This is a genomic window from Desulfomonile tiedjei (assembly GCA_016212925.1).
Lineage (GTDB): Bacteria > Desulfobacterota > Desulfomonilia > Desulfomonilales > Desulfomonilaceae > JACRDF01.
Window position 1 is genome coordinate 120,438 of record JACRDF010000010.1, and the last position, 18,972, is coordinate 139,409.

Sequence of the window (18,972 nt, forward strand, 5' to 3'; positions counted from 1 at the left end):
TCGACCTGGATCAGTAGTCCTTGACGCTGGGGCGGGCAATGGGCTGCTGCAGTACGTGCTCGCAGACAGAGACTATACCGTCATCAGTGCCGACATGATGGATCGCAGAATCCCGGAATTCGCTCCACGGCTCTATCAAGTAGCCGAAATCAATGCTGGCAAAGCTATTGAGCATTCGTACAAGAGCCACGTCTCTCACGATCGACAGAGGAATGACATTGGCTCAAACAGACCCCGCGTTTCATTGTTGACAAGGGTTCTGGATACGTCGCTGAGGGATATCCCGCGAAAGTCCGTCGACTATTTACTGAAGCGCCATCCTCAGCGGAAAGGATCAAAAGGCGAATACTCTGAGGGTCTTCTCTCTCAGTCCTACGAACTTGAACCCCAAAGTGTCCTTCAGGGACCCGGCAACAAACCGCAGATAGTTTATTACTATACTAGTCTGAACTCCATGAACAAGATTCCCGACGAGTCAGTAGACGCAGTGGTTTCCGTATCTGCACTGGAGCACAATCTGCCAGAGGAGGTCGCTGTATGCCTTGAGGAATTCAGACGAGTTCTCAAGCCTGGAGCATGGATGCACCTCACTGTCAGCGCATCCTATCCACACAGCGCGTTCCACGAACCAAGCCACAGTTGGCTGCTGAACGAGGAGGATGCGCAGCGCACTTATTCATTGAGACCGGGTTATCACACAAACTTTAGTGAATTCCCCAAAATCCTTGCGGAACTGAAGAAGCCAAAGTACTTGGAGAAATGGCTGTCATTGCAGTATTTCAGATCTGGAACCAACGGTATGCCGTGGGGTATGTGGGACCCGCAGTACGTGCCTGTGGGGATTAGCCTCAAAACATCTTCCCGTGATAATTACAAAGGATAGAATGATCGTAATTAAGACCGAGGAGATATCGCCAGCCTGCGAGAAGTAAGAACGACTGAATTCGAGTCCGCAAAAGTGCTCATAGGGTGCGGTGTGGAATCTTTATGCAGGAGCTTGTTCGCCTGAATTTGGAACGAAAGAATCCCAAAAAAAGGAACACCATCCATTTGAAAGAATGCTAGAGGAAATGGGGTCAAACGCCCCTACACGAAGCCCTATCGTCCCCAAACCAATGGAAAAGTGGAAAAACTCTGGGGAACACTCAATGAGGATCTTGTCGAATGAACAACCTTTGAAACTGAAGAAGAGTTCAAAAGAGAACTCTAACAACACATCTACTACTACAACCCCGAAAGACCACATCAAGCACTAGGAGGAAAAACTCCCCTGGAATACCTTCACTCTCGTCCACGAATTATTTCACACTTACAATTGAGAGGGCATCGTCAGCATCCAAAAGACAGACGAACTCACCGCGGGTTTGTGTCATCCCGATGTTTCGAGCGGCAGCCAGTCCCTTGTTTTCTTGATGGAAATATCCTACCCCTTCCCCGTAGGATTCGACAATTTCTCTGGTACTATCAGTCGAACCATCATCCACTACCAGGATGTTTACGTGCGGATATGTCTGGGCCAGGGCTGAACCAACGGCCTGTCTCAGATACAGGCCCGTGTTGTAACATGGGATAATGAGGTCAACCGTGCTCTTGTTCATGTGTAGCGCCTAAGCCTTGATCCAAAGGGCCGCTCAATCCTTTTTCCGCGTCCAAAATTCATAAAATCGGCGAAACGGGGTCTCGGGACTGTTCTAAATACCAACACCGTAATCAGAAAGCTGACGTCATTCTTCAAATAGGGGGGGCGGACGGTCACACATCTTGCGGAGGACCACGCGAATTGCCGCAGCTCGCCGCTTCCCCACAATCTTTGGCAGCAATGCACTTACATAGGCTTCCGCCACTTGCCGAAAGAGTGGTAGGGAGTAGGCAGGCAAACCGTGAAGCCGCTTCGAACGGGCAATCTCCAGTATCTTAGTCACCTCGTTCTCACGGGAGAGACTTAGTCCACCTACCGCACTGAAAACAGTGATGCCAGGTATGAATCGGGCTCCATGTTCTGGCAGAAACCTCAACATGAACTCGTAATCACCGCAGATTCGAAAGTCCTCGTTGAACTCTCCATATCGGTCGAAAAGGCTTCGATGAAAAAACGTGGCCGCGGTGGGGATAGGGGTACAGCGAGGCAGCCAAAGCCGAGCCTTGACCCAGGGTTCCCCCTGTAACCAAGCAGCCTTACCAGACAAATGGACAAACTGAGTGCAGCCATAAACGGCTGGCTCGTGTCGATCCGGTTTCTTTATCTCGACAGCCACTGACTCTAGAACAGCGTCGTCGACATACCATTCATCGGCTCCCAGAAAAGCAATCCAGTCGCCACTGGATTGCTTCAATCCTTTGTTCCACGCATGATAGACTCCAAAATCAGGCTCAGACAACCAGAAAGCTATTTGGTGCTCGTTCCTCACTATTACTGAGACAGTATTGTCCCGAGAGGCCCCATCAATTATGATATGCTCTTTGAACGGATATCGTTGAGCCGCAACGCCATCAATGCATCGCTGGAGCGTCTGTTCGGCGTTATACGTGGCCGTAATGATGGTGAACCGAGGCGGGGTCACGCACCCAAAAGAGCTTTGAAGGTCAGGAACGGGATGCACTAATTTGTCTCCAGCATTTGCCATTATGAGTTCCCTGGCCCGAGCGCCCGCTCAAAAAAGGGTCCGGTAGTCTACTCTTGGAAAGACCTCAAGCTTCCCACCGGCTGTGGCGTTCCGTATGATCCTGCCGCTCTTGTTGAATGCTTCATGGGCCAAGACGTAACATCTCGTCATGTTGGTCGTATCGGCTCGCTGCCACATGAAGCCTTGTCCAAAGTAGTCGGCGCGAAAATGATTTGGGTCCGAATCGTCCTGAACAATGATGTCGCCTTCCTCACCCTCTCCTTGCTGAACGTAGTCGTTGTCTACGCCAATCAAATAGACCTCGGGGCATCCCAGCGAAAAGGCGATCTGCAAATTGAAAAAGGTAACCGTCGACTGCCAGCTAACCCACTGCGTAACATCAGAAGAAAACGTGTACCCAGTGATCGCTCTCAAGAAAATGACCTCGTCTCTCGCTCGCCCGAAGTACCCCGCCAAAAAGCTGGGAAATATCTTAATAGATTGTGGAAGATCCGCGATTTGTGACCCCATTTGTTCCGCTATGAGGTAATTGGTAACCGTATAAAAGGTAGGATAAAACCCCATCTTGCTATGGTGGAGGAACAAGCCATTGGACCCAATAGTGAGTTCTCGCCTCAGCAGTGTCAAGTCCAGGTTGTTCAAACTCGGTCCATTGCCAATTACGAAACACCGTGATTCCTTGAACCTTGACCTCAAATTGGAAAAGTGACGCTTCGCTCGGCGGTGGTGCCGCCATGATGTCCAGTGGTCCCGAAACCTGCTGAGTCTGACGTTCCGCAAGATCTGCGTGGTATGAGTCGCAATCTGCTTTGCCGATGTCAGGCCCGGTATCCTTGAAGAAATCACAGTAAATGCCTCCGTTCGCGTACGGCCGCTTGGGCGATTTGTCACTCCCCTAAACTCAAATGGTCAGGGCAGAGTCATGCGCCAAAGGCCAAAGGGTAGCGGGTGGTGGAGCACGATTCTCATCTGGAAGAAAAGGGTCCTTTGAGACCTGGATGAAACCGGAGAGATTGCTGCTTGCGCTTTGGAGATTCATGGGACCGAATAATTTCGGAACCTGGGATTGTGACCATGAATTGGAGCACCTTTCGTGAAACCAATATTTTATTGTTAAACCTTTTGACCGGGCCTGTCAATTGTGTTGCGCTTTCTTCTCCATCGTTCTGAATGCTAGCCGCTAGCTTGCATAAAGACAACCGTGCTTGACCATGTGCGTTCGGTGAAGTACATTGGCAAAATCGCGAGTATAGACTTTTACAGCTACTTGACGACTGTTTTACCTCCATCAGGTCTGTGCGAGGAAACACAAGGAACTCGTCGGGGTCAGAGGGACTGCCCGTGTTCCGGGTAATGGAAAAAGAACCGCTGGCAGAAATTAAATCACGATCGCCAAGGATGCTGTCCCCTTTGCGGGAAATCTCCTAGACCCAAGGGTCACTGCGAGAATTAATTGAGGCTAGGGCTAAGATGTTGGACAATCGACGAGCTTACGACATAAGTGTAGTTCTGGGCGAAGAGTCCATAGACTATCCTGGAGATACGCCCTATTCCAGGGAGTTGATACGTAAACTCAAAGACGGTGACCTCTGCAATCTCTCCAAGCTCACGATGAGCCCTCATTGCGGGACCCACGTTGATTTCCCAGCTCATTTCGTATTAGGCGGGAAGACGGTTGATCAGTACTCTGTAACGGATTTCATCCTTCCCGCGAGTGTTGTGGAAATTGAGGATAAGGAAGCGATCCGCCCCTGCGAGCTGGAAAATCTCCTTGTTGAGCCTGGGGATGCCCTCTTGTTCAAGACAGAGAATTCCCGGCAGGGCTGGTGCCGCTGTGCACTGTTCTTAGAGGAGTTTGTCTACATGATCTCTGACGCAGCAGATCTCTGTATCGAGAAAGAGGCCGCGCTAGTGGGGATCGACTACATCACCATTGAACGATACGGAGACAACGCGTTTCCCGTACATCGAAAGCTCCTGGAAAACAACTTACTGATCTTGGAGGGCACTGATCTCTCGCAAGTCCCACCTGGGCGCTACACCCTGATCTGCCTTCCAGTGAAGATCAAAGGCTGTGAATCTTCTCCGGTTCGAGCGATCCTTTTGGCATGACGAAAAATCGTGGATCTGAGCCGAATTCCTCAATTGTCGTGGAAAGCACCAGAAGAGGGGGCAATGTGCTACCTCGATATGAACATCCTCGACGTCAATCTCGCGTCGGAGCAACTCAGCGGCTCGTCTAAGCAGGAAGCGCTGGAGGAAGACAGTGGCGGAGGCAGGCTCAAAAGTGTTATGTGCCTCTATCAAGCAGGCTCGACGACAACCGTATTAGGTAGAGACTGGGTAGTTCTGAAAATAATGCGAGGTCATATCAAATAGCTATAAGTTCAAGATGCTCTTATATAAGGACATAACTCCAGCACATTGTGCCCGCCGGATGCAGCCACTTCAACGGCCCTCTTAGCGAACTCCTGTCCTTTGATTTCATTGAAATCGACAGGATATCTTCCGAAACGAGGAGATATTTCCTCGGGCTTCTGTTTGGCAGGCTCAAGAGGCACGCGATCCATAAGAAACCCGGTGGTGGTCAACAGGTTTGACACCCCCAGCACGTCGATTCCTTCCACGACCGCGGCTTCTCGGGCATTCACCTCCGGGAGGATAAGGCCCTTGAAGCCTAGATCTCGGGCTGCCAGCGCAAGGGACAACGCGCCTTTGACCGACTTCACTCGTCCGTCCAGGGAAAGCTCGCCCACCAGGATGTAATCTTTCAGCTTGTCGGTCGGGAGCATATTCAGAGCGGCCAGAATTCCTATCGCGATAGGCAGGTCAAAGCCGGAGCCTTCTTTCTTGAGGTCCGCGGGTGCGAGGTTCACCGTGATCCGACGAGAAGGGAAGGGGTATCCACTGTTGACGATGGCGGACTTCACGCGCGCGCTGCTCTCTTTGACCGCATTGTCCGGCAGACCCACCACGGCAATGGACGGCAGGCCGCCGGGGTACACGTCGATCTCAACCTCGACAGGATGGGCGTCGATTCCGATGAGAGTTCCTGAATGCACACGCGCAAGCACAATGAGCCCCTGTGTTCGCCTTGATAGCGATGTGCGTTCAAAAGAGTAAAGTGCGGGGAGAACGTTTTTGTAAAAAGGTTCTCCCCGCACCCCTCTCCAAAAACTTCTGTATCATGGCCGGCTGGGCAGCATCCGCCGTCGGCGGATGCTGCCCAGCCGGCAAGCTACGGATTTTCTTGAAACGCGCACGGGAGAACTTCCTTACAAGAGAGGCTTCCCCCATAATTTGTCTGTTTGAAGCAAAATCGTATGAACCCGTCGCGGCCAGCCCAAGGGACTACCGCGGACGGAATTCTATCACACAACACCGGACGATGCGCGATAAAAGGAACGTGGTAAGGGTTCGCCGCGCATGACCGATGCATCGCATAACGCTCGTAGGATGTGGTAAGCGAAGTAAACCGCATCGCTAGCGCGAAAAGAGCGAGGCAACTCGAACGATACGGTTCCCGCCGACCACCACACCTTAGTCGCTGCCACTTGCAGTAACGGGCGGTCCCCCGGTTTGTCCCGGCTGGATGATAACCTCGCCCGCAACATTCTTCTTGACCTTGCTGTCATTCTCGGGTTTTGATCAATTCATCATTTCCGTTGAAAATCAGGTTGATTTTTTTCAGAGGGGGACCGCATGGGGGAGGGAAGGAAGAAGATTTCGGTTTCCGAAGCTCTGGCGGACATCAAATCAGGCTTGTCCGACCGCGAGCTTGCGGAGAAGTACGGACTGAGCGGTAAGCAGCTCGAAATCCTGTTCACCAAATTGGTGGAGGCAGGTCAGATTGCTCAATCTGAGCTTGACGCGCGCAAGAAGGCCTTGTCCGGAACCATCGAACTGGACGAGGAACCGCCTGCCCAAGCCCCACTGGAACCCTCCCCGGCACGCAGCAGAGAAGCAGTTCCAATAGTACCCACGGCTTCAGGCCAACCGGTGCTACCAGATGAGGTGGCCCGGCGGTATTCTCGCAATGCTGCCATGGGTATCTGCCTCAGTATTGTGCTCAGCATCTTCGGATCAATCCTTGGGCAGTTCGGCGACCTGTATGCGGTTGTTGGCATGATCCTAAGTGCCGTAAGTATCGGTCTTTATTTCTGGGGTTTCTATTGTCTCGCGAAGAAGAAGGGATACCACGGGGCATACGCGCTTCTAGGGCTCGTCCCCTGTCTTATAGGCCTCTTGATCATGCTGCTCCTGCCGGACAAATACTCCGAAGCCGCGCCAAAGTCCGGATGGCTGGTCGCATTGATAGTCGTGGCCGCGGGAATGGTGTTTGTGGCAGTTTTGGGCATCATTTTGGCCATAGCTATCCCGTACTACGTCGCATACAAGAGAGCGGCCTGCGATCGCATGGCCGGTCAGGAGTTAGCCCGCGTGCAAGAGGCCTATGATAAGTATCGGAAGGATCCGAACAATGGGACTCAGGCGCCGCCCGAGAGCTTGACTCATCTCCTGGGTCCTTATTACGGATGGCAAGGCACATCGGAGAGGTGCGATGTGCGCATCCATTACGACCGGGATGGGCAAACGGTTTCGGCCGTTTCGATCAAGGGAGCGCATCCGAGCGGTGTTAGCAGTCGGTACGTTTACAAAAGGCACTTGGGAGCCGGGCAGGAACAAGCTGCGGAAGTCGTGCCGCAGGCCGATGAATCGAGGTTCCTATCGTACCCGGCAAAAGCAACGGGTAGGGACCGGAGCTGTTTCTCCGCGGATGGAAGGCTCCTGGAGGAATGCATGAAGGCGGGGGAGAAAGAATGAGCGAGCAGTATGTGGTTCCGGGCGATCATCGCATCCTACACGCGGCTGCACAACCGAGATGAGCCTGGAGCGGACTTGATCCCTTTTCCCTCAGATGGGGGACCTGAATTTTAGTTGCCAGAAGGACCAATTCATGACAAGAATGGTCCCAGCTATTGCACTGTGGAAAGGAGGATGTGGGTATGGTTAAGAAATCCACTGTAATTTTTACAATCCTTGCGTTGCTGGCATTTGGAGCTTGCACGTGTTGGGGCTATACGGTCACCAAGTGGCCGGTACCCGGTATACCGAACACCGTTTACGGTCCTGACGCCGGTTTCGGTCCTGGTCCCGTCATGCCTGGGCATTATCAAACGAATCCTTACCAGACTCCCATGTACAACTACGGGATGCCGCCAAATGTCAATCCTTACCCTGGGGCCTTCGGTTATGGTTCGCCCCGACGATATTGATCCTGAAACAACCAGCTTTTAGTGGGGGGCTACCCCCACTCCAGTCCTGCAAATTTGCGGCGACAGGCTGGACAAGGAGGCAGTGGGCTTCATTTGGGGAAGCATCAACTAAGGACATAACGCCAGGGTATTGGGTTCCGAGCGGCAATGATGGGCTAATCATAAGCATGATACAGGCTGAAGATGTCCCTCGCTTTCAATTTCTTCTCAAGTTCCTCATCTGAGTTATGTTCCTCACACAGGCGCTGCAGTTTTTCTGCAGCAAAACTCTTATCATATGAGACCCAGTACATGTCACCCGCACCTTCATCATAATGGCAAGAAGCCGATGGCTTGGTCTGAAGAAGGTCGGCAATTCGTTCAGATACAATAGGCAGACGCCCTGCTCCCTTGTATCCATCATGAGGTCCAGGATTGAGTTTCAGGTCCTTAATGTCTTCTGCGTTCACCTGAACAGGGTCTCGGAGTGTGACAAGCCCGTTCGCTACTGGATATTTTATTGAACGGAGGTGGGTATAGACGGAGATTTTAGGTATCTTGGCCCGAGGGTCGAAGATGACTTTGGGGAATTCGATCTTGATCTCAGGTCCTTGCTTCTGCTTCTCACCATACGAACCCAATCCCAAGGCCGCCCAGTTGTCGTTCCAGATAGCATACCCCTTGATCGTAGTGCCATCTCTGAGGCTTACAAGCACCCCCTTCAGCCTCCAGCATGCTATGCAATCTTCAGGACTTTGGGCATGACAGTCAGTCAGGACCAATGGGGTGAGCATAAGCGCCAACAACACCAAGGGAAGAATAGTACCCCGCAAACGAAGTCCTCCTTCTCGTGTATGGCTGCTTGCCCTCTGCATCAACTAAGGAGATAACGCAAGCACGTTGTGGCAGACTGGCGGATCACTGGGCGAGAGCTTCCCCTTCAGAGGTCCAATTGGACGGAGATTGCCCTCGCAACTTCCTGCATGTCCCTGGAATCGATCACACCTTCCATGTTGATCAAGCGTTTCTTGCTGACCGTTGTGATCTGATCGGCCATTGCCTTGACCCTCTTCTCTCTTAGGGTGACGTAGGCCTCACTGGGATACAGCCGCTCCACATTCGTTGTGAGGGGCACGACCTGGACCCTGTTCAAGAACTGGTTCGCTGCGTCGTTGCTGACAATGACAGCGGGCCGCTGCTTCCGAATTTCGCCGCCCACGGAAGGGTCGAAGTTGACCCACCAGACCTCACCTCTTCTCATCACTCACGTCCCCGCAAGTAGCCTCCGCCCAATCCAATGCCTCTGTTTCGCGTGCAGCGTCTTCGCCCATCTCCCGGTAAGCCGCGTATAGATCTTTCTTCACGACGTGGGGTCTGACGAGGTCTTCGACGAATCGGCTGATCTTCCCCGGACCGATGACCTTGCGCAGACCTTCGTAAACTTCTTCATCAATGGTCAGTGTTAGCTTTTTCTGCATGGAAGCACTCCCTTGGCTCTTGCACGTATATTGCACGTGTAATCGCCGGCTGTCAACCGTCCTGGCGATTTGTCTCTGCCGCGAGGCTGAGCAGGAATCGGTCAGCAAATCTGGCTATCGCTATATGGTGGACAAGGGCTGCTGTCAATTGGCAGATCCGTCGGCTTGAGCCGCAGGGCAGGTGGGTTCAGGGAGGTGGTTGATAACCGATCTGATGTCGTTGAGGATTTTCTTGCGGTAGCGTTCGACGGAAACGCTGTTAGCCATGACCATGTCCAACTGGCGGGTATGGATGATGAGGTACCCGAGGATTCGCAGGCGTTCCTTCATGAATTCTTCGGGGTGCCCTTCGATGCGTGCGAAGCAGTTGTCTTCCTTCACTTCGGACCGGAAATCGAATTCCTCGAGAATGCCGCCGACGAAAACCGCTCGCTTCACCCGGCGAGGATAATCCGCTGCGCCACCCTTGAAGGAGAAGCTGATGTAGTTCTCGCTCGGACGGTCACTTACAAGGGCTTCGACAGTTGAAAAATGAAAACCGAAGCGAGACGTGAGGCTGCAGAAATTCTTGGAAATCATGAAGTAGTTCCGGGCCGCGTACGGCGAATCCATAGACGGGTCCAGCGCAGGATTGGTCGTGGCCTGGAACAAAATGTTCATGAGACCGCCGGAATCCACCGGAGGAGGGCCTGCCCAAGGGACCGCAACCGCTCCTTCCCACAATGCCACCATCGGGATTGAAAGGATGTTGTCCAACTGGACAAACTTGCCCTCCACGTCTTGCTTGAATCCGTCGTCCAGATTGATGATCCACCATTGCATCGGGACATCACATACGAGTTGTTTGCTGGAACGTTCCGAGAAATGGTGCTCCTTGCCGAAATTAAACATCTCATGGACGGATTTCTCATGGCAGAAACGGGTTATATCGTGAAGGGTCTCACATTTCTTCGGATGGAATTCCGGAGCGTCCGGGTCCAAGAGGTTCAAAGGGACTATATGAGCAGACACGCGCTCGAGCATTTCATAAATGGGGCTACCTGCCATCAAGTTCTTTTTCGGCTTTTGCCCGGCCAACAAAGACTCTATCTGACCACGATAAATCGTGGCGCCTTCCGCGTCCACCGTGACCATCTCCCCGTTCTTCATAGTTTCAGTGGCGCCCGGGACTCCGAAAAGCGCGGGCACCCCGAATTCTCTTGCCACGTTCGCGAGATGGCCGGCCACACCACCTAGTTCCGTGACCACCGCGGCTGCACGGCCCAAAAGCGGGGCCCATCTGGGCAAGGATTGCGCGGTAACCAGGACTGCTCCTTGTGGAAACTTCAGTTTGTCCACATCATTTTTCACAATGAAAACCGGACCATATGCGACGCCAGGGGAAGCAGTGACTCCACCTTTGGCAATGGCCTGATCCTCTCCGACTTCAACGGGAAGGGCCACGCTGGAGCTGCGTTTCACGTCCGGTTGTTTGAGTGGTCTGCATTGCAAAATGTAAATGGCCCCGTCCTGGTTGATGGCCCACTCGATATCTTGGGGCGAACCGTAGTATTCTTCCAGCCGCACGGCCATGGAAGCCAATTCCAGCGCTTGATCGTCGGTTACGGATTGCGACGCGCTCTTGTCTCCCGTCAAATCCATGCGACAGACACCTTCTTCGGGAAAGCAGACGAACTCGCGCTCCTTGACCTTGATTTGCTTGTGGGAAATGGAAAATCGAGGCTCTCGAGCCACAACAAAAAGATCAGGGTCAACGCTTCCGTCAACCACGGCCTTGGGCAATCCCCAAACGGAATTGATGAAGACCGATTTGTCCCGAATATTCAGCGGGTTGCAAGAATACATGACCCCGCCGGACGCCGCGTTTACCATGGCCATGCAACCGACGCACATAGCCACATCCTCGTCGGGGATTCCTCGGTTCAACCGGTAAGTTACCGCGGGCAGGCCGTACTTGCTCGCGACAACTTCTTTGTACGCCTGGATGATGTTCTCCGCACTCACGTTCAGTTCGGAACGGAATTGCCCGGCAAACGACGTGCCCGCCGCGTCTTCGCCGAGTGCGCTGCTCCTGAGCGAGACCCTGACTCCGGGGGCCGTTGCTCGTTCCACCTCGTCATAGGCCGCCATGACCTCTTGTTCGACTTCTTCAGGGACCGAAGCGCTGATAATCAGTTGCTGAATGCCCGCGCTCAATCTGTACAAATCATCCATCCCTTCGGGGTTAGTAGATTGAATGCGACGATCGATCTCTGTCTGGAGATCGTTGTGTTCCACGAATCTTTGGTACGCCAGTGAAGAGATCACGAAACCGCTCGGCACCGGAAGACCGATGTCATTTCTTATTTCGGCGACGTTGGCCATTTTGCTTCCCACCTGATCGACCATGCTCCGGTCGATGGAGGAGAAAGGCAATACCAACCGGTCACCCGGAGAGGTCCTTTTGGATACCAGCTCCTGGTTCATCCGGTCTTGAATTGCTCGAAAGCGATCAAAAAGGTCGGCATACTTGCCGGGAGCCAGTTCGTCGAGGTGTTTAATGATCTTGAAGACATTTACCGAAGCGGCCGTGCAATGGGATCTGACAAAAGCCATACCGAAGGTCTGCCCGTCGTGCAGAGCCTTCTCCATATCGCTCATAATTTCAAGTGCTTTGTTGTTTGCTGTGAGAAGAAGTTTGAAGCTGTGATAGCGTGTGGCGAACGCGGCTCGAAGCTCCTGGACGGTCGAGCCGTCCGGACCTTCCCTACCGCGACCGAAGATCTTGCTTAACAATCTGCCTAATCTGACCATTGATCGCATGCAATCCGTGTAGTTCCGCTGCCCTTAACATTTTTCGGTCAGTCCGGAGATTAGTTTAATTTTGAACCAAAAAGACTCTTGAGTCTACCGTTGTGTGACCTACTACAGAAGCCTTTTTGACAGACAAGTGGAAAAGACGATTGTTCCTCCAAATGCATTATGCGGATGTTATCGTCCCCAGGGATAACTGCCGGAACGGTGTTGGTGGGACGGGCATCTTGCCCGTCATTCTGCGACAGGCAGGATGCCTGTCCCACCAGAGCCGAAGAAGGAACTGGCGGAGGCCATCCGATGAACCGTTACATTCGAATGAGCGTCCAAACAAGCAAATTGCGGGGAGAACCTCTTTTGGCAAAAGGGTCTCTCCCGCAAGTAATTTGTATGGGGGGCAAATTCTTATTAAACCTCTTTTTTCGCGCCGGCCTTCATTTGCAGACCGATGCCTTCGAATAGGAAGAGTACCGCGATTCCCCACCACAGAGTATAGATGACGTAAAAGATCAGCGAGAACGACAATATGCCCATCTTAGATGAGGCGCTTTCCGGTTCGATTGTGAAGAAGTTGTAGCCTACTTCCACGCCTTTCTTCACCACGTCGCCCAAGAAAGCGGCTTCTTTGAACTTAGCCTGCCTCTTGAGGTCTTTGTCCATTTCCTTGAACGTGGCCCACCAGGAGTAGAGTACTTCTCGTCCGGGAAAGCCGTACTTTGTCTGAAGTTCCGCGTCACGATTGTTAAACATGGCTTCCGAATCCTTGAGGGAAGCCCCCATGACCGCGCCCAAATCGCCGGTGATTTTTAGCTGTCCGGCTTCTTCCGTCGCCTTGGCACCGGCGGAAGTAAGCAACTTCGAGGCCCGTTGGGTACTCTGCTGATCTTTGAACTTCACGCTAACGTCAAATTTGACGCCTTCGTATGCCTTGTTTTTCTTCAGCATGTCGGGAAAATAATTTGTCGAACCCTTGGAAATCGAGTTGAATAGCCTGTCTGCGGCCCTCAGCGCATTTTCGCCGTGGCCGAAATAGGGGAGGAACATAATAACCAACACGATCAGAAAGGTGATCGCAAGAAGGAGTCCCTTGATGAACGATCCTTTGTCTTTAACTAGCATCTTATCAGACCTCCCCTCTCAATATCTTTGTGCTGCCGAGGAACTTGCCTATGACCCACAGGGCGAAGATGCCGATTACGACGAAGAAGATCACTAAGCCGGCGAAACTCAGTCCTTTAGCCAGTGATTCTGAGATGTTGATTATTTCCATCTGGTTGAGTTTTTCAGGAAGGGCAAAGAATCGGTTAACAAACCCCGCGAGAATGGACAGCGCGTAGAATCCTCGAATGTAAATGCCCCGGACCACTTTAGTGGTAAGCGCGCCGATCTGGATTCCAATAAGCGAGCCCAGGAGCATGCCCATTGCCAGGGTGTAAAAAATAAATCCGTAAATCGCGTACTGGGCAATTGAGGCGAATCCTGCGGTGAATATGATTTGGAGAATGTCCGTACCAACGGTGGTGAAGGACGAAACTCCCAAGATGTAAACAAACATCGGGAAGGTCAGGAATCCGCCGCCCACACCCATAATAGCTGCGGCAAACCCTACAATAGCTCCGCAAATGGCCACAAAGAGCGCCGGGATCTTCTTACCGCCGGGTACCAGGTCTTCATCGAAAGTTATTGTGGGAGGAATATTTGCCGCCTGAAGCTTGGCCGGCAGTCCGACTTTCCCAGTGGCGGCCTCGTCTCCATGGGCACTTTCTCCGTGGTGAGCCCCAACGTCTCCAGGGGCTTTCCGAAGCTTAAGGAAATCGAAGAGGGAGTAGAAACCCAAAAAACCCAACAAAACAACATAAACTACACTGATGAAAAGGTCACTCAACACCGGGTCCTTTTCATACAACCATCTGTTTATCATTCCACCAGCGACCACTCCGCCGCCGGAGCCGACCAGGAACGCAACCGCCAGCGAAACCGAGACATTTCCCAGTTTCTTGTGGACCGCGGTGCCCATGATGGCTTTCGCGAAGATGTGAAAGAGATCGGTTCCGACGGCCAAGATCCCTTTAACATTCACGCTCATGAGCGCCGGAGTTATGATGAAACCGCCTCCTGCTCCTATACAGCCGGTTATCAATCCTGCACACAGACCGATGAGTATGGTGATCACAAAGATGAATGGGTCGTAAAAGGCGGGCTGGTACGCTTTGTACCCGCCCAGAAACTGGGGAAGGTCTGCTGCGCACGCGAGTCCGGTCAGCAACGCGGGAATCAGCATGAGCCCCAGTAGGTACAACTTCTTCTTGTCTCTCAGTATGTTCATGGACGTCTCATAGTCCCATTTAGCATGGGCCGCCGACGCGATCACGAACATCCGATATAGCTCTCTTCCCCATTTCATTCCACTTCCTCCATGCCGAGTTGTAGGTAGGCTAAGCTGCCGTAAATAGTGCAACGGTCATGCCACGACTGTCCCCAACAACCGCGGACGATACTGGCTTGAAATAATCCGCGATTTGAACACAAGCCACAAGGGCCTCCTGGAATCGCAATGCACCCCGCTGTCAGAATTCTTTACACTCTGGAAAAGAACATGGCGGTTACGCAAGCCACTGTCAGGATCTTTTACGTTTTGAAAATGAATGATTTTTATGCCACGGAGAGAGGTATGCGCGTTTGTACATTATTTGGCCGGCAAATGTCAATTATCCGAGGAGGGCGCGGGGACGGCCCCTCAAGATCTATCAGTGGAAACCAACAAAGATTCGGGTATCCGGCACTCTTCGTCTTCTTCGCGGCACCATTTTTTCTTGTACGCGTCCTGCAATTTATAGAGCAATTCATCTATGTCCATAGGCTTCATCAGATAGTCGAAAGCCCCCAACTCCATTCCTTGAATAGCGACCTCCACACTGGCATGCCCGGTTAGCATTATAACCTCCACTCCAGGACGGATCTTCTTGATCTCCCGTAGTGTCTGTATACCGTCCATGTCCGGCATGCGGACGTCGAGCACTACTACATCGACCGGGGTCTCCTTCAAGACATCGAGGGCCTCCTTACCGTTTGAAGCGGAGAAGACCTCAAGTTTCCTCTTCTTGAGCCTCTTGACGAGCGTTTCCAAGAAATCGGGCTCATCATCCACCAAAAGCACTCTGAACTCAGTCACTTGCTTAACCTCCCGAAGAGGGACTGGTTTGTTAAGATCTCAATGCACCCTCGTGGCCGGAGAAGCGTACTTTCCGTCAGGCATTCATTTCCCACCGGCCTTCCGACGTGCCGCTGATCCCTCTGACAAAGAGAGCGAAGTCATCCGGGTTAGTCGCGGCTGCCAGCGCAGCTTCGTATGAGATGAGCTTTGATTTAAACAACTGCATCAGCGACTGGTCGAACGTTTGCATGCCATAATTGATGTGCCCTTCGGATATGGCGTCTCTTATTTCCCGAATCCTCAGTTCATCGCTGATGCACTCCCGAATGCGCGACGTGGAAATGAGGATCTCCACCGCGGGGACCCGCCCTTTCCCGTCGTCTCTCGACAGAAGGCGCTGAGATATTATTCCCTTGAGTATTCCCGACAGCTGCAATCTGATAGAGCCTTGGTGTTCCAACGGAAACGCCGCGATAATGCGGTTTACGGTCTCGGTCGCATCCAACGTGTGCAGGGTGCTGAAGACCAGATGTCCGGTCTCAGCCGCTAACATGGCAATTTGTATGGTCTCCAGATCTCTCATTTCGCCGACGAGAATTACGTCGGGGTCCTCACGCAGTGCGGCTCGAAGAGCATTTTGGAAAGTAAGAGTATCTTGCCCCACCTCGCGCTGGTTGATGATGCTTTTCCGGTCCCTGTGCAGAAATTCGATGGGATCTTCGATGGTCACGATGTGACAATTCCGATATGCATTGATATGGTTAATCATTGCGGCCAAAGTGGTGGACTTCCCGGACCCTGTGGTACCCGTGACGAGGACCATTCCTCTATTCTCCATCGCTATCTTCTCCACAATGGGAGGAAGGGTGAGGTCCTTTACCATAGGCGGCTCCGATGGAATGCTTCGAAACACCATGGCTATGGAATCCCTCTGGGAGAAGACGTTGACGCGAAATCGCGCCAACTTGGGTACGCCATAGGCCATATCCAGCTCTTTGGTCTTAGTAAAAATCTCACGCTGACGCTCGTTCATGACCGAAAGCGCCACTCGCCTGATCTCGTCCGGCGTCAACCTGTCTTCCCCTCTCATGGGCGCGAGCACGCCGTTGGTGCGTGTCACCGGAGGAAGAGGCACCTTCAGATGGACATCGGAGGCCCCCATCTCAACCGCTTTTTTCAGAATTTCATCAAGATCCATTTCAATCCCCGACTTCCAAAGCACTTTCTAGGTCGTCACCGGGCTCGTATTGGGCGGCAAGCACGATACCTTTTTGTTCCAAGAGCCGAGCACGAATGGCGTACATGATTTCCAGGTTTTCCTTGAGAAACTGTTTTGCGTTTTCCCGGCCCTGGCCAATGCGTTCGTCGCCGTAGGAATACCATGCGCCGGACTTGTCTATGATGGCTGCCTCGACTCCCAAATCCAGGATTTCTCCTGCAATTGAAATGCCTTCATTGTACATGATGTCGAATTCCACCTGCTGAAAAGGCGGAGATAATTTGTTTTTGACCACCTTGACCCTTGTTCTGGATCCGACAATGGCCTCGCCGTCCTTGATTTGCCCTATACGGCGGATGTCCAGCCTCAAAGAAGCATAGAACTTCAGGGCGTTCCCGCCCGTGGTTGTTTCCGGATTGCCAAACATTATTCCTATCTTCTGTCTCATCTGGTTGGTAAAGATCACGGCCGCCTGAGAGCGTGCAATTGCCGCAGTAAGCTTTCGCAGGGCCTGCGACATCAGACGCGCTTGAAGGCCCATGTGAGCGTCGCCCATTTCACCTTCTATCTCGGCCTTAGGGACTAGCGCGGCAACCGAGTCAATTACAACCACGTCCATTGCGCCTGATCGAACCAGGATCTCAGTAATTTCCAGAGCTTGCTCGCCAGTGTCGGGCTGGGAGACGAGGAGTTCATCGGTGTTGACACCCAGCCTGCGGGCATAATGAACGTCGAGAGCGTGCTCTGCATCGACAAAAGCAGCGAAACCACCCCTTTTTTGAGCTTCCGCAATTACATGCAGGCACAGCGTGGTCTTTCCGGATGATTCCGGACCGTAAATCTCGACGATTCTCCCCTGGGGAATTCCCCCGACGCCTGTGGCGATGTCAAGGCCAAGAGATCCTGTGGAGATGGTCTTAATGTCGGGAATGACGCCCCCGGCGCCCAGCTTCATTATTGAGCCTCTGCCGAACTGGCGTTCGATCTGGGAAACCGCCATTTCCACCGCTCTTGCCTTTTCAGAATCGGGTAGATTCCCGTTCGGGATTTCTCTCCCTTTTCTAGGTTTGGCCATCAACGTTCCTTTCTTTTGACTCGGAGCGATCTGCAACGCGGGAAAAAGCCGCTTGGTCTTGAAAGTACGGAGCATGATTTTAACTCATTGTCATAAAAGACTGAACCCTTTATGTGAAAAATAGTCTTAATGTCTCGGAAGCTCATTTCAAGAGGCCTTGTCTCGCCCGGAGTCAAAAAAACAGCGGCACATCCGCTATTCGGATTGCTCTCTGGACAAAGATTCTGCTCTAATGATAGGAAGAATTCAAGGATTTTGGGCCCGACAAAGTTATGAGGCTCCAGAGGCGAATTGAGAGGCACAAGGTGCACGTTGTTTCAGCCAGTCGCAGAACCGACATACCGTCCTTTCATGCCGAATGGTTTATGCAGAGGATTCGTGAGGGATTCGTGCGCGTCTTGTCACCATTTGGAGGCGGAGTCCTCGAAGTGTCCCTTGCTCCTGAAGATGTGATCGCCATCGTCTTTTGGACAAAGAATGCTGCTCCAATTTTGCCTCACCTGGAGGAACTGCGTAACTTAGGGCATTGTTTCACTTTTCTGTACACGATAAATAATTATCCTGCCTTTGTGGAACCGGCCGTCCCGGAATGGGGTCACACTAAGAGTATTGTGGAGCAATTGTCCAAGCGGTTTCCTCAAGCAGCGTTCCGGTGGCGATACGACACCATAGTGCTTGGCGAATCCTTGGACTGGAAGTGGCATGTAAGGAATTTTCGCGGGCTGTGCAGATCACTGGCGCCTTATGCCACGGAGTGCATTTTCAGTTTTTGTGACTATTACCGAAAGACAACTAAGAATATGGAGCGCGGCATGCCGGATCACTGGAAACCCGGCGAGGCTCAATGCAAGGAGATGGCTGAAGAAATGGCTGCCGTGGCTAAGGAGTGGGGCATCTCTGTCGCCTCCTGTGCGCACGATTTCCTCATGTCGGACAATGTGGCCAAAGCCAAGTGTATCGACCCCGCATTTCTCGCTCGGGTGGTGGACTCACCGGAAAGACTAGCCGCTGTTACGGACCTGAAACGGGCCCCCACTAGGAAGGATTGCGGGTGCGCGGCTTCAAGGGATGTGGGAGCGTACGACACTTGCCTGCACGGTTGTCTATACTGCTACGCAAACGCGAATCCTGAAACCGCGGCAAGGAATGTCGAATTTGTCCGAAAAGATTCAGCCTGCCTCGATCCGAGAGCCGCGGGGGTAACCCCAGGAACCGATATCCGGATTGGCCGCAACAACAACACGGCCGCGGATACGTGCGACAAGAAGCCCCGGCCCCGTGGTGGGGTTTCCAGCCAGGCGTAAAGCGAAAAATGGAAGGCTTCATGCGGATAATGGTTGTCAGAACGGGAAAAAATTCTATGATATGTACATA

Annotated in this window: 19 protein-coding genes; 6 read left to right on the top strand and 13 right to left on the bottom strand. The window is 52.5% G+C overall.

Annotation, left to right across the window (positions count from 1 at the left end; all coding sequences use genetic code 11):
- Nucleotides 1–97: 97 nt before the first annotated feature.
- The gene (locus tag HY913_04590; protein ID MBI4962533.1) at nt 98–883 is read left to right on the top strand and encodes a class I SAM-dependent methyltransferase; all 786 of its coding nucleotides are present in this window, start codon (nt 98–100) and stop codon (nt 881–883) included.
- Between the two features lie 415 nt (nt 884–1,298).
- Here HY913_04590 and HY913_04595 read toward each other — a convergent pair whose 3' ends face one another.
- The 3 genes from HY913_04595 to HY913_04605 form a co-directional block, all read right to left on the bottom strand.
- Nucleotides 1,299–1,598: a glycosyltransferase family 2 protein gene (locus HY913_04595; GenBank protein MBI4962534.1), complete on the bottom strand. Its 300-nt coding sequence runs from the start codon at nt 1,596–1,598 to the stop codon at nt 1,299–1,301.
- 126 nt (nt 1,599–1,724) lie between these two features.
- Nucleotides 1,725–2,624 (bottom strand): glycosyltransferase, encoded by a 900-nt coding sequence (locus HY913_04600; GenBank protein ID MBI4962535.1) that lies wholly within the window; start codon nt 2,622–2,624, stop codon nt 1,725–1,727.
- 27 nt (nt 2,625–2,651) lie between these two features.
- Nucleotides 2,652–3,266: a hypothetical protein gene (locus tag HY913_04605; protein MBI4962536.1), complete on the bottom strand. Its 615-nt coding sequence runs from the start codon at nt 3,264–3,266 to the stop codon at nt 2,652–2,654.
- A gap of 828 nt (nt 3,267–4,094) precedes the next feature.
- Between HY913_04605 and HY913_04610 the strand changes: the two genes are divergently transcribed.
- Complete coding sequence (locus HY913_04610; protein ID MBI4962537.1) at nt 4,095–4,736, top strand: cyclase family protein; 642 nt, start codon at nt 4,095–4,097, stop codon at nt 4,734–4,736.
- Between the two features lie 63 nt (nt 4,737–4,799).
- Nucleotides 4,800–5,003: a hypothetical protein gene (locus tag HY913_04615; GenBank protein MBI4962538.1), complete on the top strand. Its 204-nt coding sequence runs from the start codon at nt 4,800–4,802 to the stop codon at nt 5,001–5,003.
- 8 nt (nt 5,004–5,011) lie between these two features.
- Here the strand turns inward: HY913_04615 and HY913_04620 are convergent, their stop codons facing one another.
- On the bottom strand, nt 5,012–5,698 hold the full coding sequence (locus HY913_04620; protein MBI4962539.1) for an ATP-binding protein: 687 nt from the start codon (nt 5,696–5,698) through the stop codon (nt 5,012–5,014).
- A gap of 628 nt (nt 5,699–6,326) precedes the next feature.
- Here HY913_04620 and HY913_04625 point away from each other — a divergent pair.
- Both HY913_04625 and HY913_04630 read left to right on the top strand, forming a co-directional pair.
- Nucleotides 6,327–7,448 carry a hypothetical protein gene (locus tag HY913_04625; protein MBI4962540.1) on the top strand — a complete coding sequence of 374 codons (1,122 nt, stop codon included), beginning with the start codon at nt 6,327–6,329 and terminating at the stop codon, nt 7,446–7,448.
- 182 nt (nt 7,449–7,630) lie between these two features.
- Nucleotides 7,631–7,900, top strand: coding sequence for a hypothetical protein (locus HY913_04630; protein MBI4962541.1), 270 nt, complete (start codon nt 7,631–7,633; stop codon nt 7,898–7,900).
- 155 nt (nt 7,901–8,055) lie between these two features.
- On the opposite strand, the gene HY913_04635 is transcribed toward HY913_04630, so the two are convergent.
- The 9 genes from HY913_04635 to recA form a co-directional block, all read right to left on the bottom strand.
- The gene (locus HY913_04635; GenBank protein MBI4962542.1) at nt 8,056–8,712 is read right to left on the bottom strand and encodes a hypothetical protein; all 657 of its coding nucleotides are present in this window, start codon (nt 8,710–8,712) and stop codon (nt 8,056–8,058) included.
- Nucleotides 8,713–8,819: 107 nt separating this feature from the next.
- On the bottom strand, nt 8,820–9,140 hold the full coding sequence (locus tag HY913_04640) for a type II toxin-antitoxin system PemK/MazF family toxin (GenBank protein MBI4962543.1): 321 nt from the start codon (nt 9,138–9,140) through the stop codon (nt 8,820–8,822).
- Nucleotides 9,127–9,357: an addiction module antitoxin gene (locus HY913_04645; protein MBI4962544.1), complete on the bottom strand. Its 231-nt coding sequence runs from the start codon at nt 9,355–9,357 to the stop codon at nt 9,127–9,129. Before HY913_04645 ends, HY913_04640 begins: the two co-directional genes overlap by 14 nt.
- A 144-nt stretch (nt 9,358–9,501) precedes the next feature.
- Nucleotides 9,502–12,150 carry a pyruvate, water dikinase gene (locus tag HY913_04650; GenBank protein MBI4962545.1) on the bottom strand — a complete coding sequence of 883 codons (2,649 nt, stop codon included), beginning with the start codon at nt 12,148–12,150 and terminating at the stop codon, nt 9,502–9,504.
- Nucleotides 12,151–12,558: 408 nt separating this feature from the next.
- Nucleotides 12,559–13,269: a hypothetical protein gene (locus HY913_04655; protein ID MBI4962546.1), complete on the bottom strand. Its 711-nt coding sequence runs from the start codon at nt 13,267–13,269 to the stop codon at nt 12,559–12,561.
- A 4-nt stretch (nt 13,270–13,273) separates the two neighbouring features.
- Entirely contained in the window at nt 13,274–14,554 is a 1,281-nt protein-coding gene (locus HY913_04660; GenBank protein MBI4962547.1) for a sulfite exporter TauE/SafE family protein, read from the bottom strand.
- 333 nt (nt 14,555–14,887) lie between these two features.
- Nucleotides 14,888–15,322 carry a response regulator gene (locus HY913_04665; GenBank protein ID MBI4962548.1) on the bottom strand — a complete coding sequence of 145 codons (435 nt, stop codon included), beginning with the start codon at nt 15,320–15,322 and terminating at the stop codon, nt 14,888–14,890.
- 76 nt (nt 15,323–15,398) lie between these two features.
- Nucleotides 15,399–16,502 (bottom strand): type IV pilus twitching motility protein PilT, encoded by a 1,104-nt coding sequence (locus HY913_04670; GenBank protein MBI4962549.1) that lies wholly within the window; start codon nt 16,500–16,502, stop codon nt 15,399–15,401.
- Nucleotide 16,503: 1 nt separating this feature from the next.
- A complete protein-coding gene (gene recA, locus HY913_04675; GenBank protein ID MBI4962550.1) occupies nt 16,504–17,598 on the bottom strand; it encodes a recombinase RecA in 1,095 nt (364 codons plus the stop codon).
- A gap of 305 nt (nt 17,599–17,903) precedes the next feature.
- Between recA and HY913_04680 the strand changes: the two genes are divergently transcribed.
- Complete coding sequence (locus HY913_04680) at nt 17,904–18,902, top strand: DUF1848 domain-containing protein (GenBank protein ID MBI4962551.1); 999 nt, start codon at nt 17,904–17,906, stop codon at nt 18,900–18,902.
- Nucleotides 18,903–18,972: the final 70 nt, after the last annotated feature.

What these genes read in the sequence shown, in the direction of transcription:
- HY913_04590 (MBI4962533.1), top strand. Translation starts at nt 98, where the DNA reads ATGGATCGCAGAATCCCGGAATTCGCTCCACGGCTCTATCAAGTAGCC.
- HY913_04595 (MBI4962534.1), bottom strand. Translation starts at nt 1,598, where the DNA reads ATGAACAAGAGCACGGTTGACCTCATTATCCCATGTTACAACACGGGC.
- HY913_04600 (MBI4962535.1), bottom strand. Translation starts at nt 2,624, where the DNA reads ATGGCAAATGCTGGAGACAAATTAGTGCATCCCGTTCCTGACCTTCAA.
- HY913_04610 (MBI4962537.1), top strand. Translation starts at nt 4,095, where the DNA reads ATGTTGGACAATCGACGAGCTTACGACATAAGTGTAGTTCTGGGCGAA.
- HY913_04615 (MBI4962538.1), top strand. Translation starts at nt 4,800, where the DNA reads ATGTGCTACCTCGATATGAACATCCTCGACGTCAATCTCGCGTCGGAG.
- HY913_04625 (MBI4962540.1), top strand. Translation starts at nt 6,327, where the DNA reads ATGGGGGAGGGAAGGAAGAAGATTTCGGTTTCCGAAGCTCTGGCGGAC.
- HY913_04630 (MBI4962541.1), top strand. Translation starts at nt 7,631, where the DNA reads ATGGTTAAGAAATCCACTGTAATTTTTACAATCCTTGCGTTGCTGGCA.
- HY913_04640 (MBI4962543.1), bottom strand. Translation starts at nt 9,140, where the DNA reads ATGAGAAGAGGTGAGGTCTGGTGGGTCAACTTCGACCCTTCCGTGGGC.
- HY913_04645 (MBI4962544.1), bottom strand. Translation starts at nt 9,357, where the DNA reads ATGCAGAAAAAGCTAACACTGACCATTGATGAAGAAGTTTACGAAGGT.
- HY913_04650 (MBI4962545.1), bottom strand. Translation starts at nt 12,150, where the DNA reads ATGGTCAGATTAGGCAGATTGTTAAGCAAGATCTTCGGTCGCGGTAGG.
- HY913_04655 (MBI4962546.1), bottom strand. Translation starts at nt 13,269, where the DNA reads ATGCTAGTTAAAGACAAAGGATCGTTCATCAAGGGACTCCTTCTTGCG.
- HY913_04660 (MBI4962547.1), bottom strand. Translation starts at nt 14,554, where the DNA reads ATGAAATGGGGAAGAGAGCTATATCGGATGTTCGTGATCGCGTCGGCG.
- HY913_04670 (MBI4962549.1), bottom strand. Translation starts at nt 16,502, where the DNA reads ATGGATCTTGATGAAATTCTGAAAAAAGCGGTTGAGATGGGGGCCTCC.
- recA (MBI4962550.1), bottom strand. Translation starts at nt 17,598, where the DNA reads ATGGCCAAACCTAGAAAAGGGAGAGAAATCCCGAACGGGAATCTACCC.